Consider the following 14,714-nt stretch of genomic DNA (forward strand, 5'->3'; position numbering starts at 1 on the left):
GTCATGCGACCTCGTCTATCCAGGCCTGCTGGATCGCTTCCAGAATGCGCTCACCGCAATGCTTCGGGTCGTCGTCGAACTCTGGTAGTGCGATCACCCAGCTCATCAGATCCACGAAGCTGACGCGCATCGGATCCACATCGGGATGCGCCTCGGAGAGCTGGATCGCGATTTCTCCCACTTCGGTCCATTTCATCAGTGCTTCCCCTCACGTGCCATGTTGATCGTGTAGCGCGGAATCTCGATCACCAGCGGTGTGTCGGTGACCACCGCCTGACAGGACAGGCGCGACTGTGGCTCGAGTCCCCACGCCTTATCGAGCAGATCCTCTTCCTCTTCCTCCGCCTCATTCAGGGACGCGAAACCCTCGCGCACGATGACATGACAGGTCGTGCACGCACAGGACTGCTCGCACGCGTGCTCGATCTCGATCGCGTTGGCCAGCAACCCGTTGCACACTGTCGTGCCCGGCTGTACGTCAATGACTGCGCCATCAGGGCACAGTTCGACATGGGGAAGAACGATAATTTGCGTCATACCTCGATCTCATTCACCTTGCGACCGGTCAGCGCCGATCGAATGCTCTTGTCCATGCGACGGGCTGCAAACTCGTCGGTTGTGGCAGCCAGCGCGTCTATGCCGGTCTTGATGGCCCGATGATCGCCACCGGTCTTCAGCGTCGTCAAGGCCGACATTGCAGCGTCGATGCGCTCGCGCTCCTTCGGATCCAGAAGCTCTCCATCCTTTTCGAGTGCATGGGTGGTCGCCTCGAGCACGCGCTCGGCCTCCACGATCTGCTCCTGCAGCGCGCGTGCGTTCATGTCGTCGCCCGCGTGATCCATGCCCTGTCTGAGCATGTCCGCAATCTCGTCGTCGCTCAGTCCATAGGAAGGCTTCACCAGCACACTGGCCTCGACGCCGGAAGACATCTCTCGCGCCGATACCGACAACAGACCGTCGGCGTCGACCTGGAACGTGACCCGGATGCGCGCCGCACCGGCGACCATTGGCGGAATCCCGCGCAGTTCGAAGCGCGACAGCGAACGACAATCGCTGACCAGCTCACGTTCGCCCTGCACGACATGGAAGGCCATCGCGGTCTGGCCGTCCTTGAAGGTGGTGAATTCCTGCGCGCGCGCGATCGGTAGCGTGGAGTTGCGCGGGATGACCTTCTCGACCAGGCCGCCCATCGTCTCGAGACCGAGCGACAACGGAATCACGTCCAGCAACAGCCAGTCGTCGTCTTCCTTGCGATTGCCCGCGAGGATATTGGCCTGGATCGCGGCGCCGAGCGCGACGACCTTGTCCGGATCCAGATTGGTCAGCGGCTCCTGGCCAAAGAAGTCTGCAACTGCGCGCTGGATGTGGGGCATGCGTGTGGCCCCACCGACCATCACGACGCCCTTGACGTCTTCCGGTGCGAGACCGGCGTCACGCAGGACCTTGCGCATCGGCGCGAGCGTCTTCCGGACCAGATGCTCCGTGATGTTCGCGAACGCGTCGCGGGTGACCGTCAGGCCGATCTCCTCACCGGAATCGAGGCGCGCCTTGATCGACGTCTCCTCGCAGACGGTGAGCTGTTCCTTGGCTTCACGCGCCTTCATCAGCAGCCGTCGGGCGTCTTCGCTCGACGGCGGCGAGATCTTGGCTTCGTCCAGGACCCAGCAGAACAGGCGGTGGTCGAAATCGTCGCCGCCCAGCGCACTGTCACCATTGGTTGCCAGCACCTCGAATACGCCGCGTGACAGCTTCAGAATGGACAGATCGAAGGTACCGCCCCCCAGATCGTAGACCGCGTAGATCCCCTCGGACGCATTGTCCAGACCGTAGGCAACGGCAGCGGCGGTCGGTTCGTTCAGCAGGCGCAACACATTGAGCCCGGCCAGCCGTGCGGCGTCCTTGGTGGCCTGACGCTGCGCATCGTCGAAATAGGCCGGAACCGTGATCACCACACCGGTGAGTGGCCCGCCGAGACTGGCCTCGGCACGGGTGCCGAGTACTTTCAGGATCTCGGCCGACACCTCGACCGGACTCTTGACCCCCAGGACGGTGCGCAACCGAACCATGCCTTCGGCGTCGAGAAAATCATATGGCATGGACTCGACATGTGCGACATCCTTCAGTCCGCGCCCCATGAAGCGTTTGACCGACATGATCGTGTTCTTCGGGTCGGTCGCGTGCGCGTGCACTGCCTTCTTGCCGACCGCGATCGTGCCTTCGGCAAGATAGTGAACGACCGATGGAAGCACCGTCGCACCGGATTCGTCAGGCAGGCAGACCGCGATGCCGTTGCGCACGGTCGCGACCAGCGAGTTCGTCGTTCCGAGATCGATACCTGCGGCGAGTCTGTGCTTGTGCGGCTCGGCCGACATCCCCGGTTCAGCGATTTGCAGTAGCGCCATCAGTGTTCCAGTGCCTCAAGGGCGTCGTCTATTTCGTGTTGCAGTTTTTCGATGAACTTCAGGCGACGAACCGTCTCCGCGGCCTCGGCGAGATCCCGATCATCGTCGAAGCTTTGCGCCAGTGCGTCGAGAAGCCCGCGAGCATGCTGGCGCAGTCGATGGTGAAGTTGCTCCAGTTCTGCGCTATCGCCGGCACCACGCGCCTCCTCAACCGCTTCACGCCACTCCATCTGCTCCATCAGAAAGTCGGGCGACATCGCGGTATTGCTTTCCAGACCGCAGTCCACGCCTTCCAGTTCGAGCAGATACATCGCGCGCGGCAACGGTCTGCTCAGGGTCGTAAACGCCTCGTTGACGCGCGTCGCCCATTGCATGGAGCGGCGCTTGTCGGCGTCCGGCAGATGTGCATGACGGTCCGGATGCACCTGGCTGTGCAACTCGTGGTAGGCGACCTCGAGTGCCTCGACATTGATTCGGAAGCGACGGGGCAGTCCGAACAGCTCGAAAAAATCCTTGCTCAGGTCCAGGCTCATCCAGCCATGCACTCCATCAGACGTTGAAGCTTTCGCCGCAGCCGCACTCGTCCTTCACGTTGGGGTTGTTGAACTTGAAGCCCTCGTTCAATCCCTCGCGCACGAAATCGAGCTCGGTGCCGTCTATGTAGGGCAGACTCTTCGGATCGACGACGACCTTCAGTCCGTGGGTCTCGAACACCAGATCCTCGTCATGCGCTTCATCGACGAATTCCAGCTTGTACGCCATGCCGGAGCAGCCGGTGGTACGCACGCCGAGGCGTATGCCCACACCCTTCCCGCGCTTGGCGATGAAGTTGGAGACATGCTGGGCCGCACGCTCGCTCAGTGTTACGCCCATCGGATCACCCCCGTTTCACTGTTCATGCTTCTTCTTGTAATCGGCGACCGCAGCCTTGATCGCATCCTCCGCCAGGATCGAGCAATGGATCTTGACCGGCGGCAGCGCGAGTTCCTCGGCGATCTGCGTGTTCTTGATGTCCAGCGCCTGATCGACGGTCTTGCCTTTCACCCATTCGGTGACCAGCGAGCTCGATGCGATCGCGGAGCCGCAGCCATAGGTCTTGAAGCGGGCATCCTCGATGAGCCCATTCGCGCCGACCTTGATCTGCAGTTTCATCACGTCACCGCAGGCCGGCGCCCCGACCATGCCGGTGCCGACCCCGTCGTCTTCCTTGCCGAACGAACCGACGTTGCGGGGATTCTCGTAATGATCCAGTACTTTCTCACTATAAGCCATGATGTTTCTCCTTGTATGGGGGGGTCAATGTGCTGCCCACTGCACCGAGTCCAGGTCCACGCCGTCCTGGAACATCTCCCAGAGCGGCGACAGTTCGCGCAGTTTGCCGATCTTATGGTGCAGTAGCTTGATCGTGTAATCGATCTCTTCCTCTGTGGTGAAGCGTCCCAGCGTAAAGCGGATCGAGCTGTGCGCGAGTTCATCGTTGCGCCCCAGCGCGCGCAGCACATACGACGGTTCAAGGCTGGCCGACGTACAGGCCGAACCGGATGACACCGCGACGTCCTTGATCGCCATGATCAGCGATTCGCCTTCTACATAGGCAAACGAAATGTTCAGGTTGTGCGGTACCCGACTGTCGAGGTCGCCATTGACATATACCGCCTCCATGTCCTGCAGGCCGCTCAACAGCTTGTCACGCAACATGCGGATGCGCTCGTTCTCTGTCCCCATCTCCTCGCGCGCAAGGCGGAACGCCTCACCCATGCCGACGATCTGATGGGTCGCCAGCGTGCCGGAGCGCAGACCGCGCTCATGGCCCCCACCGTGCATCTGTGCCTCGAGGCGAACCCGCGGCTTGCGTCGCACGTACAGCGCGCCGATCCCCTTCGGTCCATAGGTCTTGTGGGCACAGAAGGACATCAGGTCGACCTTGAGTCGGGTCAGGTCGATCGCGACCTTTCCGGTCGCCTGGGCGGCATCGACATGGAAGACGATCCCCTTGTCCCGACAGATCTCCCCGATCTCGGCGATCGGCTGGATCACGCCGATCTCGTTGTTCACCATCATGATCGACACCACTATGGTGTCGGGACGGATGGCCGCCTTGAAGGCCTCCAGATCGACCAGGCCATTGTCCTGGACGTCGAGATAGGTCGCCTCGAAGCCCTGGCGCTCGAGTTCGCGCACCGTGTCCAGTACCGCCTTGTGCTCGGTCTTCAGCGTGATCAGGTGCTTGCCCTTGCCCTTGTAGAACTGCGCCGCACCCTTGATCGCGAGGTTATTCGACTCGGTCGCCCCCGAGGTCCAGATGATCTCCTTGGAATCGGCCCCGACCAGTGCTGCAACCTGTTCGCGTGCATCCTCGACCGCCTTTTCGGCCTCCCAGCCGTAGGCGTGAGATCGACTGGCCGGGTTGCCGAAATGTTCGGTCAGCCAGGGGACCATCTTCTCGGCCACTCTGAGGTCGACCGGTGTCGTTGCCGAGTAATCGAGATAGATCGGAAACTTGAGCATTGCGTTTCTCCGTAGCCTTGTGACTGTTTTCGTATCAGACCGCCACTGCGGTCATGTGCTTGAGACTGTTCAACAATTTTTCGAATGCGGCGCAAAAGCCGACGATGTCGTCCTCGGTGGTCCGGGTCCCCAGGCTCACCCTGATCGCGTTCCTCGCCAAATCCGGCTGCACCCCCATCGCGATCAGCGTGCGCGACGGCTCCGGATTCGCGCTCGAGCAGGCCGAACCGCTCGCGACTGCGAATCCCTCCCGATCCAGCTTGGCCACCAGCGTCTCGCCGTCTATGCCGTCCACCGAGAAGAAGCTGGTGTTGGCCAGACGCGGCGAGCCATCCGAGAAGACGCGCGCCCCACGCTGCACGACGAAGGCCTCCAGGCGGTCGCGCAGGCCTTCGAGGCGTCGTGCCTCCTCCTCGACCCGCGCGGCCGCGAGTTCGCTCGCGACCCCGAAACCGACGATGGCCGCGACATTTTCCGTCCCGGAACGCAGCCCCCGCTCCTGCCCGCCACCGGCGATCAGCGGTGCGAGTTCCACCCGTTTGTCCGCGATCAGTGCACCCGCGCCGAGCGGCCCGCCGATCTTGTGCGCGGAAAGCGTCAATGCGTGCACGCCGAGCGATCGAAAGTCCACCTTCACCTTGCCCAGCCCCTGGACGGCGTCGCTGTGAAACCATGCACCGGCGACCGACGCATCGGCGGCCAGCGCCCGGATGTCCTGCAGTACGCCGGTTTCGTTGTTCGCGAGCATCACCGACACCAGCGTGGGACGTTCATCGAGACAGGCACGCCAGTCGTTCATGTCGACGCGACCCGTCGCGTCGACATGGATCTCACGCACCTTCCACCCGGCCCGACCCAGTTGTCGAGCCGGCTCCCGCACACAGGGATGCTCGATCGCACTGAATGCAAGCATGGAGGGTTTGAGGCAGGCCGCTGCGCCCTTGAGAAACAGATTGTTCGCTTCCGAGCCGCCGCTGGTGAAGATCACCTCGGTCGGATGCGCACCCACCGACTGGGCCACCCGGGCGCGCGCCTCGTCGATCGCCGCGCGCGCATGTCTTCCATACTCGTGACGGCTGGAGGCATTGCCGAAGCGGCTGTCCAGCCACGGCAGCATCGCCTCGCGCACTGCGGGGTGCAGTGGCGAACTCGCGTTCCAGTCGAGGTAAGTCGGCGCAAACATGGAGGCTCGTCTTCCGATCAGGCCGTCGCTGCTTCGCGCAACGAGATCGTCGCGCGGCGACGCACTTCCTTGAGCACGTTCATGTCCGGATCGGGCTTGAGCTGCTGCTTCACCAGCGCCTCCAGCGTGACCGAATCGAGATACTCGTACATCCGCTTGTTCAGGTTCGCCCAAAGGTCGTGAGTCATGCAGCGATGCTCGTCGTGACAATTCTGCTTGCCGCCGCACTGGGTCGCGTCGAGGGGTTCGTCGACGGCGATGATGATGTCCGCGACGGTGATCGCGTCCATGCCACGCGCGAGCCGATAGCCGCCGCCGGGCCCCCGGACACTGCTGACCAGCTTGTAGCGCCTGAGCTTGCCGAACAACTGTTCCAGATAGGACAGGGAAATTCTCTGCCGATCGGCGATACCGGCCAAGGTGACCGGTCCGTCTTCCTCACGGGAGGCCAGATCGATCATTGCCGTAACCGCGAATCGTCCCTTGGTAGTCAGTCTCATGATGCGTTCCTCACGCTGCTTGCTTCGTGCAGGACAATACCTGAACGTTTCACTCAACTATACGGTTCCCGACAAAAATGGTCAACTACTCGGATGCTCGTCAGTCCACCAGTCTGGACAGCTTCTGCGCATCGAACTCATCGGTTCTTTCGACCGACTCGTCGAGGTGCACGCCTGCCTTCTCGAGTCGCTCGATCAGCACCTGTATCCGCCGGTCGGTCTCGACTGCGTGATCGAGCAGTCCGTGCAGCGCCTTGGCAAGCGGGTCGTCCATTTGCCGCGATACACCGTAGGCCGAAAAGCCCATCTGCTCGGCCTTGCGCTCACGGGCCTCGTCGCGGTCGGCGCTACGCCCCGGTTCGATGATGCGCGCCGGGTTACCGACCGCGGTTGCCCTCGGCGGAACGGGCTTCACGACGACTGCATTCGAACCGATTCTGGCCCCCTCGCCCACCGTGAAGCCTCCGAGCACCTTGGCGCCGGCACCCACGACGACTCCGTTCTCCAGCGTCGGATGGCGCTTGGTTCCGCGATAAAGCGACGTGCCGCCGAGCGTGACCGCCTGGTAGATCGTACATTCGTCACCGATCTCGGCGGTTTCGCCGATCACGACCCCCATGCCGTGGTCGATGAACACGCGACGGCCGATCTTGGCCCCGGGATGAATCTCGATGCCGGTCAGAAACCGAGCGACATGACTGATGAAGCGTCCCGCCCAATACAGATGATGGTTCCACGCTGCATGTGCAAGCCGGTGGAGAAATAACGCGTGCACCCCCGGGTAGCAGGTCAGCACCTCCCAGGTCGAGCGGGCGGCGGGATCACGCTCGCGAACGCTGGCGAGGTCTTCGCGCAGGCGACTGAACATGGGTGCATGTCTCCGATGATTTAAATATACCCGAGTATTTTAATCAGGTTTGCGCTGCAACGCACCCAGAATCCCGCGAAGAATGTTGACCTCCTCGCGCTCGAGACGGATCCGGCCATACAGACGACGGACCCTGGCAAGCAGTCGTCCGGGGTTGTCCGGCTTGTAGAATCCGCTGTCGGCCATCGCCTGTTCGAGGTGACGATGAAAGCCCTCGATGTCGTCGAAGGTGGCGAGCTCGCGCGTCGGCTCCTCCATCGGGGTCGGATCCAGGGCCGCGACGCGGCACTCGTAGCACAGCAACTGCACCGCTGCGCCCAGATTGAGCGATGAATAGACCGGGTTCGCGGGAATCGACACCGGCAGCGTGCACAGTGCGACCTCCTCGTTGGTCATGCCGCTGGCCTCGGCCCCGAACACGAGCGCAACCTCGCCTGCTGCGGCGTGGGTCACGATTTCCGGTGCGATCTGGCGCGCACTGCCGGGCGGCACCGACCACTCCCGGCGCCGTGCGGTGAGGGCTGCCGAAAAATGCGTGCCCGTCAAGGCCTCTTCAAGCGAGGCTACGACCACTGCCGCGTCGAGCACGTCGGTCGCACCGGAGGCACGGGCCTCGGCCACCGGATCGGGAAAGGACGCCGGCTCGACCAGGTACAGGCGATGCAGTCCCATGGTTTTCATCGCGCGTGCGGCCGCGCCGATGTTGCCGGGGTGACTGGTCCGGATCAGCACCACCCGGATGCGACCGAGCGCCGACATGCGGCCGACCTGAGGGTCATTCACGGTATGCATACATGATTTCAGCGCTCACGCAGGTCCGTTGCATTCATGGCTGGCATTTGATCCATCGGCCGTCATCGGCGCGGCCGGATCCGCCGGGATCACGATTGGGGTTAAAATGCTTCGTTTCATGCACCGACTTGGGCGGACACCCGCCAGCGAGACCTGACACATGCATCCCACCCTGAACATCGCCGTCAAGGCCGCCCGTCGGGCCGCCAGCATCATCAACCGCGCCTCGACGCAGATCGACCTCCTTCCGGTCCAGACCAAATCACCGAATGATTTCGTCACCGAGGTCGACCGGGCTGCCGAGGCCGCGATCATCGATGTGTTGCGGGATGCCTATCCACAACACGGGATTCTAGCAGAGGAGTCGGGTCAGACCGGCGAAGGCGAGTATCAGTGGATCATCGATCCGCTCGATGGCACGACCAACTTCATCCACGGTTTTCCGCAGTATGCGATCTCGATCGCGCTGGCCCGTAATGGGGTGCTGGAACAGGCGGTCGTGTTCGATCCGACCCGCAACGAACTGTTCACCGCCAGCAAGGGCGCCGGCGCCTACCTGAACGAACGCCGCATCCGGGTCTCGAAACGTATTCGCCTGGGCGAGGCCCTGATCGGGACCGGTTTTCCGTTCCGCGAGTTCGACCACATGGACGCCTATCTCGCGATGTTTCGAGACCTGACCCAGCGCACCGCCGGTATCCGCCGTCCGGGCGCGGCCGCGCTCGATCTCGCCTACGTGGCCTGTGGCCGCCTGGACGGGTTCTGGGAGATGGGTCTTCAGCCATGGGACATGGCGGCGGGGGTATTGCTGATCCAGGAGGCAGGCGGCCTGGTCAGCGACCTGGCCGGAGACGCGGACTTCATACGCTCGGGCAATATCGTAGCCGGTGGCCCCAAGATATTCGGTCAGTTGCTACCGGTCATTCAGGCGCACAGACCCGCCAGCCTGACGGCCTGACCGGACGATCGTCACGCGTCCGGGGTGCCCAGCAACTCCCGGATGACCCCCCTGAGCCAGCGGTTGCCCAGGTCGTCGTGATAGCGCTCATGCCAGTTTTGCTTCACCGCATAATCCGGCAGTTCGAACGGTACCGGATATGAGATGAACTCGCCGCGCCCGGCCAGCATTTCCCCGAGCCGTTCGGGGATGGTCACCAGCAGGTCGGTGCGTTCGATGACGAAGGCGACACCGAGAAAGGTCGGCAGCCTGACCGCGATCCGGCGCGTTATGTTCTGACGCGCCAGTTCGTGGTCGACATGCAGATGACCCGTACCGGAGGTCGTCACCACCGCATGATCCTCGGCCTCGAACTGTGACAGGCTGAGGCCGCCCCGTATCCGCGGATGATGCGTGCTTGCCAGGCAGACGTAATTCTGTCTGAACAGTGCCTGCTGGTAGAAGCCCGCATCGAGCTGGGGCATGAAACCCAGCGCCAGATCCGCCTCCCCGGATTCGAGCATGCGTGCCGTATCGGTCGACAGATTCACCACTTCGATCTTGATGCCGGGCGCCACCTTGCGCAGCCATGCCCAGAGCGTGGGCAGCAGCACGAGCTGGGAGATGTCGGGCATCGCGATCGTGAAGGTGCGCTGGACCGTGGCGGGATCGAATTCGGAGCGGTGTCCCATCGCCGCATGCAATGCTTCGATTGCGTGCCTTATCGGTTCGACCAACTCTTCACCCAGCGGGGTCGGGTCCATGCCGGACGAGGTTCGCACGAACAGAGGATCGTCGTAATGCGCGCGCAGCTTGCCCAGCGCGATGCTGACGGCCGGCTGGCCCAGACCGAGCTGATCGGCTGCGCGACTGACGCTTCGCGTCTTGTAGATCTCATCGAAGACCTGGAGGAGCCGGATATCGAGCGACATTTTGGACATGGGTTTTATTCGATTTAAGAATATTATTTATTCGATGCATTGCATGGATCGAATTGTGCGCCAAGCCTATAGTTCGTTCCACAGAAACGTCACTGATGCCTGGAAAACGATTGATGATCGATTTCGCACCGCGCTTCACGTGCGGCCCTCGTCCAACATTGGAGACGCGAACATGCACCAGCTCGGAACCCTGGAAGACCTGCCCCTCGAATACCGCGAAGCCCTGACCGCCCAGAATCTGGTGCCGCTGTGGCCCAGCCTCCGCGCGGTACTGCCGCCGGGCCAGCCCGGTTCGCGTACCAAGCCGACCTTCTGGTCGTATGCGGCGCTGCGTCCGCTGCTGATCCAGGCCGGCGAGCTGACCCCGATCGAGAAAGCCGAGCGTCGCGTGCTGGTGCTGGCCAACCCCGGCCATGGACTGGAGAAGATGCAGGCCAGTTCGTCGATGTACCTCGGCATGCAGCTGCTGTTGCCGGGGGAGTGGGCGCCGGCGCACCGGCATACGCCAAACGCAGTTCGCATGATCGTCGAGGGCGAAGGAGCCTACACGACGGTGGATGGCGAGAAATGCCCGATGAGCCGCGGCGACCTGATCCTGACCCCGACCGGCCTGTGGCATGAGCATGGTCACGACGGCAGCGAACCGATGGTCTGGCTGGATGTGCTCGATCTGCCGCTGATCTGCTACACCGAGACGTCCTATGCAGTCGAGGGCAAGGTGCAGGATGTCATCGCATCGCAGCTCGAACGCAATTACGCGCGCGGCGGCCTGGTGCCGTCCCCGGTGTTCTCCCGCGACAGCGAGCGCCGCTACCCGATGCTGCGTTACCCGTGGGCGGAAGCGCGCGCCGCACTGCGGAATCTGACCGAAACCCAGCCGCAGATCGACGCGGTGCAGGTCGCGTACGTCACGCAGTTCGCGCCTGAACGCCGCCACACATCCTCAACCCATTCGACATGGAGAGTACCCAAATGAGCCAGACCAACTACCTGTGGAACCCCTCCCCGGTCTATTCCCTGCCGGTCCGCGGCAGCGACGCACGACTGCCGGTCAAGCGCATCTTCTGCGTGGGCCGCAACTATCACGCCCATGCGGTGGAGATGGGTCGTCCGGTCGACAAGGCCACGATGAGCCCGTTCTACTTCCTGAAGGACGCTTCGAGCCTGATCGAGTCCGGCGCGACCGTGCCCTACCCGACCGGCACGTCGAACTATCACTTCGAGATGGAACTGGTCGTGGCGATCGGCAAGCCCGGTTTTCGTGTCGCCGAAGCGGACGCCGATGACATGATCTACGGCTATGCCGCCGGTCTGGACATGACCCGCCGCGATCTGCAGCTCGTCGCCCGTGAGCAGGGCCGACCGTGGGACCTCGGCAAGAACTTCGAGAACTCTGCGGTGTGCTCCGAGATCGTGCCGGCTGCCGGGCTGGGCGTGCTCGAGAAGGGCGCGATCGACCTGAAGGTCAACGGCGAGACCAAGCAGAGCTCCGACCTGTCGAAGCTGATCTGGAATGTGCGCGAGATCATCGCGGACCTGTCGAAATTCTATCACCTGGAGCCGGGTGACCTGATCTACACCGGTACGCCGGAAGGTGTGGGTGCGGTTCAGCCGGGCGACATGATCACCGGCCATGTCGATGGGGTGGGCGACGTCGCGCTGACCATCGGCCCTGCCGAATAAGTAAACGAGGAGACACACATGACGCAACAAGGAAGAATGGGTCGCATCTACCATGCCAGCGGTGTCGAACGGCTGGTGCGCAACGAACTGTGGAAAGGTCGCAGCGCCAAGCGTTTCTATGACGCAATGGAGTGGTTGTACGGCTGGAACGTCACGAACTGCCTGACCAAGAATTGAAGGGGGATTCCATCTATGAAACTGCACAACTTCTTTCGCAGCGGCACCTCGCATCGCCTGCGGATCGCACTGAACCTGAAGGGCCTGGCATACGAATACGTGCCGGTCGACCTGCGCAGCAACGAGCACCAGCGGGAAGCGTTCAAGGCGCTGAACCCGCAGCAACTGGTGCCGGCGCTGACCGACGGAGCACTGACGCTGATCCAGTCGCCCGCGATCATCGAGTGGCTGGAAGAGCGTCATCCCGAGCCGCCGCTGCTGCCGGCGAGCGCCGAGGACCGGGCCAGGGTGCGCGCGCTGGCGGCCATCGTCGGGTGCGACATCCATCCGATCAACAACAAGCGCATTCTGGACTATCTGCGCAAGGAATTCGGTTGCGACGAGACGGCAGTGAAGGCCTGGTGCGGGACGTGGATCGCGGCGGGATTCGACGCGCTCGAAGCGCTGCTCGCCGCGGACACCCGTCGCGGCCGGTTCTGCTTCGGAGACACGCCGACGCTGGCCGACGTATACCTGATTCCGCAGGTCGAGAGCGCGCGTCGCTTCGAGGTCGACCTGGCGCGCTGGCCGATCATCGTGTCGATCGACGAGGCCTGCAACGCGTTGCCGGCCTTCAGCGCCGCCGCACCGGGCAGACAGCCCGACGCGCCGAAGTGAGTCCGCCCGAGCACACGTATCCAGCATCAGCATCAGCATCAGCTGATTCGAACAAGACTTGCACCAAAACCACACACGAGGAGAGAAACATCCGTAATTCGATCATCAAGAGCCTTAGGGCCTGCTCTCATTTGCGGTGGCGGATCGCGTGGGTCAGCCTGGCTCTACCGGCCTGCTGGCACTAGGTATCCGGACCGCTGCGGCACATATCGCGATCGTGCAGGCCGACATCCGCATGGGACCGCTCTTCTATGCAACGATCCCGTTCCTCGTGATGGTCCTGTTCCTGCTGGTCGTGATTGCGGCCGTGCCGGAGATCGCGACCTGGCTGCCCTCACTGATGACGAACAGTTGATTTCCCGCCCGGCCTTCGGGCCGGCGCACCCTATCGGTGCTTGAACCCGCCTGCGAATGCATCCGAACATGAACCAATCATCGCTCACCACACACGCCGACGAAACGGGCGACCGCGATCGGAGCCCGACGTCGGCGCGGTCCCGGCGGCCTGCCCGCGGGTGCGCAGGCAGAAACGATCCGGCCTGTGCCGCTCAGACGGCCAGGTGCGACCAGCCGCGGTAGGCGGCAGCATGCAGCGGGACGTTATGCACCCGCAGGATATCCACGCCCTTCGCACACAGGTCGAGTGAAGCGCCCAGCGTGGTGAGGTCCTTGATGTCGTTCGTCAGGGCCGAAAAATTCTTCATGAAGGACTTGCGCGAGTGGCCGACGAGCACGCGCAGCCCGTATCGGCGGAAGCGATCTATTTCACGCAGAATCTTCAGCGACTGCAGCGCGTCCTTGCCGAAGCCGATGCCCGGGTCGAAGACGATCCGATTCAGGTCGAGCCCCGCCTTGTCCCACCTCTCGATCCGGTCCGTCAGCCACTGCTCGACCGCTGCGACGGGATCGCAATCTGCCGGCAGCGTGACGGCCGGATCGACCGGAACGCTCAGCTGATGCATGGCCACCCAGTCCTTGCCGCTGCCCTGTGCGAACTCGATCATCGCGGGGTCCGTCAGACCGCTGACGTCATTGATCATGTCCACACCGAGTTCGAGCGCCCGCCGCGCGGTTTCCGGATGACGCGTATCCACGCTGATCTGCGGGCGCAACAGTGCCCCGCCGAAACGATCGATCAGACGCTCGAGCACCGGTGCGATACGCGCCCATTCGCTGTCCGCCGGGATCGCCTGGGCGCCGGGACGCGTCGACTCACCGCCGACATCGATGATGTGCACGCCGGCGTCGATCATTGCGCCCAGATGGACATCGAGCGTCTCGATCTGCTGATACCGACCGCCATCGCTGAAGGAGTCCGGCGTCGCGTTCAGGATACCCATCCACAGCGGGACCGGCCGGCCCAGCTCGACCGAGCACTCGATCAAGGTCCGACCCCCGTGCCCGGGCACGACCAGGCGAGGCTGCAGCGCCACCAGCGGTGTCAGCACGAACTGCCGACGGTGCAGGTCGCGATGCGGGATCGTCAGTCGGGGCGTGTCGATGCGCGCCTCGCCCCACAGCAGGATGTCGATATCGATCGTCCGCGGCGACCAGCGATCATCGTCGTTGCGCCCCAGATTGGCCTGGATCTCGTCGATCCATTCGCTCATGCGCTCCGGGGAGCATGCTGGCATTTCGCATTCGAGCGCCAGGTTCAGGTACGGAAGATTCCAGTCCGTGCGGGCGGATTCGGGCAGCAACGCCGGCGTTTCGACCACCGGCGAAATCCGTCGAACGACCACTCCCCTTGCCTGCAACTGCACGATGGCGCTTTCGAGGTGGGCGCACCGATCGCCCAGGTTCGACCCCAGGCCAAGATAGACGAACATGAACGACCCTTGTGTAGTTTTATCCAATGCCCAGCGTACGCGGGAGTCGTCCGAACCAGCTCGACCTGAAAGACACCCCGGGATCGAGACCGAATGATGCCCGGAGCGAGCGCTCAATGGAACACCTGCTTGAAGCGCTCGCCGGTTGCTGCGTTCTGCAGAACAGGTGAGTAACAGAACGCGCCCCGATGATCATCTCCTCCGGAGTGACTGCGATCAGTCTGCCCGTCCAGGATC

Annotated in this window: 19 protein-coding genes; 6 read left to right on the forward strand and 13 right to left on the reverse strand. The window is 63.0% G+C overall.

The genetic code is table 11. The features are described from left to right. Position 1 precedes the first annotated feature (1 nt). The 11 genes from iscX to ACKVEX_RS09540 all read right to left on the reverse strand — a co-directional run bounded on the left by iscX (position 2) and on the right by ACKVEX_RS09540 (position 8,253). A complete protein-coding gene (iscX, locus tag ACKVEX_RS09490; RefSeq protein WP_473215475.1) occupies positions 2–196 on the reverse strand; it encodes a Fe-S cluster assembly protein IscX in 195 nt (64 codons plus the stop codon). Then, the gene (gene fdx, locus ACKVEX_RS09495; RefSeq protein ID WP_473215476.1) at positions 196–537 is read right to left on the reverse strand and encodes an ISC system 2Fe-2S type ferredoxin; all 342 of its coding nucleotides are present in this window, start codon (positions 535–537) and stop codon (positions 196–198) included. The genes iscX and fdx overlap by 1 nt, the downstream gene beginning before the upstream one ends. After that, entirely contained in the window at positions 534–2,402 is a 1,869-nt protein-coding gene (gene hscA / locus ACKVEX_RS09500) for a Fe-S protein assembly chaperone HscA (RefSeq protein WP_473215477.1), read from the reverse strand. Before hscA ends, fdx begins: the two co-directional genes overlap by 4 nt. Continuing rightward, positions 2,402–2,935 carry a Fe-S protein assembly co-chaperone HscB gene (gene hscB / locus ACKVEX_RS09505; RefSeq protein WP_473215478.1) on the reverse strand — a complete coding sequence of 178 codons (534 nt, stop codon included), beginning with the start codon at positions 2,933–2,935 and terminating at the stop codon, positions 2,402–2,404. Before hscB ends, hscA begins: the two co-directional genes overlap by 1 nt. A 16-nt stretch (positions 2,936–2,951) precedes the next feature. Beyond that, positions 2,952–3,275 (reverse strand): iron-sulfur cluster assembly protein IscA, encoded by a 324-nt coding sequence (iscA, locus tag ACKVEX_RS09510; protein ID WP_473215479.1) that lies wholly within the window; start codon positions 3,273–3,275, stop codon positions 2,952–2,954. Between the two features lie 15 nt (positions 3,276–3,290). After that, a complete protein-coding gene (gene iscU, locus ACKVEX_RS09515) occupies positions 3,291–3,674 on the reverse strand; it encodes a Fe-S cluster assembly scaffold IscU (RefSeq protein ID WP_473215480.1) in 384 nt (127 codons plus the stop codon). Between the two features lie 24 nt (positions 3,675–3,698). Then, complete coding sequence (locus ACKVEX_RS09520) at positions 3,699–4,910, reverse strand: IscS subfamily cysteine desulfurase (RefSeq protein ID WP_473215481.1); 1,212 nt, start codon at positions 4,908–4,910, stop codon at positions 3,699–3,701. 34 nt (positions 4,911–4,944) lie between these two features. Beyond that, positions 4,945–6,093 carry a cysteine desulfurase family protein gene (locus tag ACKVEX_RS09525; protein ID WP_473215482.1) on the reverse strand — a complete coding sequence of 383 codons (1,149 nt, stop codon included), beginning with the start codon at positions 6,091–6,093 and terminating at the stop codon, positions 4,945–4,947. A gap of 17 nt (positions 6,094–6,110) precedes the next feature. Then, complete coding sequence (iscR, locus tag ACKVEX_RS09530) at positions 6,111–6,593, reverse strand: Fe-S cluster assembly transcriptional regulator IscR (protein WP_473215483.1); 483 nt, start codon at positions 6,591–6,593, stop codon at positions 6,111–6,113. Positions 6,594–6,693: 100 nt separating this feature from the next. After that, positions 6,694–7,461 (reverse strand): serine O-acetyltransferase, encoded by a 768-nt coding sequence (gene cysE, locus ACKVEX_RS09535; protein ID WP_473215484.1) that lies wholly within the window; start codon positions 7,459–7,461, stop codon positions 6,694–6,696. A 39-nt stretch (positions 7,462–7,500) separates the two neighbouring features. Then, on the reverse strand, positions 7,501–8,253 hold the full coding sequence (locus ACKVEX_RS09540; RefSeq protein WP_473215485.1) for an RNA methyltransferase: 753 nt from the start codon (positions 8,251–8,253) through the stop codon (positions 7,501–7,503). Between the two features lie 160 nt (positions 8,254–8,413). Between ACKVEX_RS09540 and ACKVEX_RS09545 the strand changes: the two genes are divergently transcribed. Further along, positions 8,414–9,211, forward strand: coding sequence for an inositol monophosphatase family protein (locus ACKVEX_RS09545; RefSeq protein ID WP_473215486.1), 798 nt, complete (start codon positions 8,414–8,416; stop codon positions 9,209–9,211). 11 nt (positions 9,212–9,222) lie between these two features. On the opposite strand, the gene ACKVEX_RS09550 is transcribed toward ACKVEX_RS09545, so the two are convergent. Next, positions 9,223–10,131: a LysR family transcriptional regulator gene (locus ACKVEX_RS09550; protein ID WP_473215487.1), complete on the reverse strand. Its 909-nt coding sequence runs from the start codon at positions 10,129–10,131 to the stop codon at positions 9,223–9,225. A gap of 172 nt (positions 10,132–10,303) precedes the next feature. On the opposite strand from ACKVEX_RS09550, the gene ACKVEX_RS09555 reads away from it, so the two are divergent. The 5 genes from ACKVEX_RS09555 to ACKVEX_RS09575 all read left to right on the forward strand — a co-directional run bounded on the left by ACKVEX_RS09555 (position 10,304) and on the right by ACKVEX_RS09575 (position 13,003). After that, a complete protein-coding gene (locus ACKVEX_RS09555; RefSeq protein WP_473215488.1) occupies positions 10,304–11,107 on the forward strand; it encodes a cupin domain-containing protein in 804 nt (267 codons plus the stop codon). Beyond that, the gene (locus ACKVEX_RS09560) at positions 11,104–11,814 is read left to right on the forward strand and encodes a fumarylacetoacetate hydrolase family protein (protein WP_473215489.1); all 711 of its coding nucleotides are present in this window, start codon (positions 11,104–11,106) and stop codon (positions 11,812–11,814) included. The genes ACKVEX_RS09555 and ACKVEX_RS09560 overlap by 4 nt, the downstream gene beginning before the upstream one ends. A gap of 18 nt (positions 11,815–11,832) precedes the next feature. Continuing rightward, positions 11,833–11,991, forward strand: a complete 159-nt coding sequence (locus ACKVEX_RS09565) for a hypothetical protein (RefSeq protein WP_473215490.1) — start codon at positions 11,833–11,835, stop codon at positions 11,989–11,991. Between the two features lie 15 nt (positions 11,992–12,006). Beyond that, positions 12,007–12,648: a maleylacetoacetate isomerase gene (gene maiA, locus ACKVEX_RS09570; RefSeq protein WP_473215491.1), complete on the forward strand. Its 642-nt coding sequence runs from the start codon at positions 12,007–12,009 to the stop codon at positions 12,646–12,648. Between the two features lie 148 nt (positions 12,649–12,796). Next, positions 12,797–13,003: a hypothetical protein gene (locus ACKVEX_RS09575; protein WP_473215492.1), complete on the forward strand. Its 207-nt coding sequence runs from the start codon at positions 12,797–12,799 to the stop codon at positions 13,001–13,003. Positions 13,004–13,196: 193 nt separating this feature from the next. Here ACKVEX_RS09575 and folP read toward each other — a convergent pair whose 3' ends face one another. Next, a complete protein-coding gene (gene folP / locus ACKVEX_RS09580; protein WP_473215493.1) occupies positions 13,197–14,477 on the reverse strand; it encodes a dihydropteroate synthase in 1,281 nt (426 codons plus the stop codon). Positions 14,478–14,714 lie beyond the last annotated feature (237 nt).

The organism is Denitraticella aggregata, from assembly GCF_048158365.1.
GTDB lineage: Bacteria > Pseudomonadota > Gammaproteobacteria > Burkholderiales > Rhodocyclaceae > Azoarcus_F.

Excerpts from the sequence above, each read along its gene's own strand:
- iscX (WP_473215475.1), bottom strand. The coding sequence starts at position 196 with ATGAAATGGACCGAAGTGGGAGAAATCGCGATCCAGCTCTCCGAGGCG.
- fdx (WP_473215476.1), bottom strand. The coding sequence starts at position 537 with ATGACGCAAATTATCGTTCTTCCCCATGTCGAACTGTGCCCTGATGGC.
- hscA (WP_473215477.1), bottom strand. The coding sequence starts at position 2,402 with ATGGCGCTACTGCAAATCGCTGAACCGGGGATGTCGGCCGAGCCGCAC.
- hscB (WP_473215478.1), bottom strand. The coding sequence starts at position 2,935 with ATGAGCCTGGACCTGAGCAAGGATTTTTTCGAGCTGTTCGGACTGCCC.
- iscA (WP_473215479.1), bottom strand. The coding sequence starts at position 3,275 with ATGGGCGTAACACTGAGCGAGCGTGCGGCCCAGCATGTCTCCAACTTC.
- iscU (WP_473215480.1), bottom strand. The coding sequence starts at position 3,674 with ATGGCTTATAGTGAGAAAGTACTGGATCATTACGAGAATCCCCGCAAC.
- ACKVEX_RS09520 (WP_473215481.1), bottom strand. The coding sequence starts at position 4,910 with ATGCTCAAGTTTCCGATCTATCTCGATTACTCGGCAACGACACCGGTC.
- ACKVEX_RS09525 (WP_473215482.1), bottom strand. The coding sequence starts at position 6,093 with ATGTTTGCGCCGACTTACCTCGACTGGAACGCGAGTTCGCCACTGCAC.
- iscR (WP_473215483.1), bottom strand. The coding sequence starts at position 6,593 with ATGAGACTGACTACCAAGGGACGATTCGCGGTTACGGCAATGATCGAT.
- cysE (WP_473215484.1), bottom strand. The coding sequence starts at position 7,461 with ATGTTCAGTCGCCTGCGCGAAGACCTCGCCAGCGTTCGCGAGCGTGAT.
- ACKVEX_RS09540 (WP_473215485.1), bottom strand. The coding sequence starts at position 8,253 with ATGCATACCGTGAATGACCCTCAGGTCGGCCGCATGTCGGCGCTCGGT.
- ACKVEX_RS09545 (WP_473215486.1), top strand. The coding sequence starts at position 8,414 with ATGCATCCCACCCTGAACATCGCCGTCAAGGCCGCCCGTCGGGCCGCC.
- ACKVEX_RS09550 (WP_473215487.1), bottom strand. The coding sequence starts at position 10,131 with ATGTCCAAAATGTCGCTCGATATCCGGCTCCTCCAGGTCTTCGATGAG.
- ACKVEX_RS09555 (WP_473215488.1), top strand. The coding sequence starts at position 10,304 with ATGCACCAGCTCGGAACCCTGGAAGACCTGCCCCTCGAATACCGCGAA.
- ACKVEX_RS09560 (WP_473215489.1), top strand. The coding sequence starts at position 11,104 with ATGAGCCAGACCAACTACCTGTGGAACCCCTCCCCGGTCTATTCCCTG.
- ACKVEX_RS09565 (WP_473215490.1), top strand. The coding sequence starts at position 11,833 with ATGACGCAACAAGGAAGAATGGGTCGCATCTACCATGCCAGCGGTGTC.
- maiA (WP_473215491.1), top strand. The coding sequence starts at position 12,007 with ATGAAACTGCACAACTTCTTTCGCAGCGGCACCTCGCATCGCCTGCGG.
- folP (WP_473215493.1), bottom strand. The coding sequence starts at position 14,477 with ATGTTCGTCTATCTTGGCCTGGGGTCGAACCTGGGCGATCGGTGCGCC.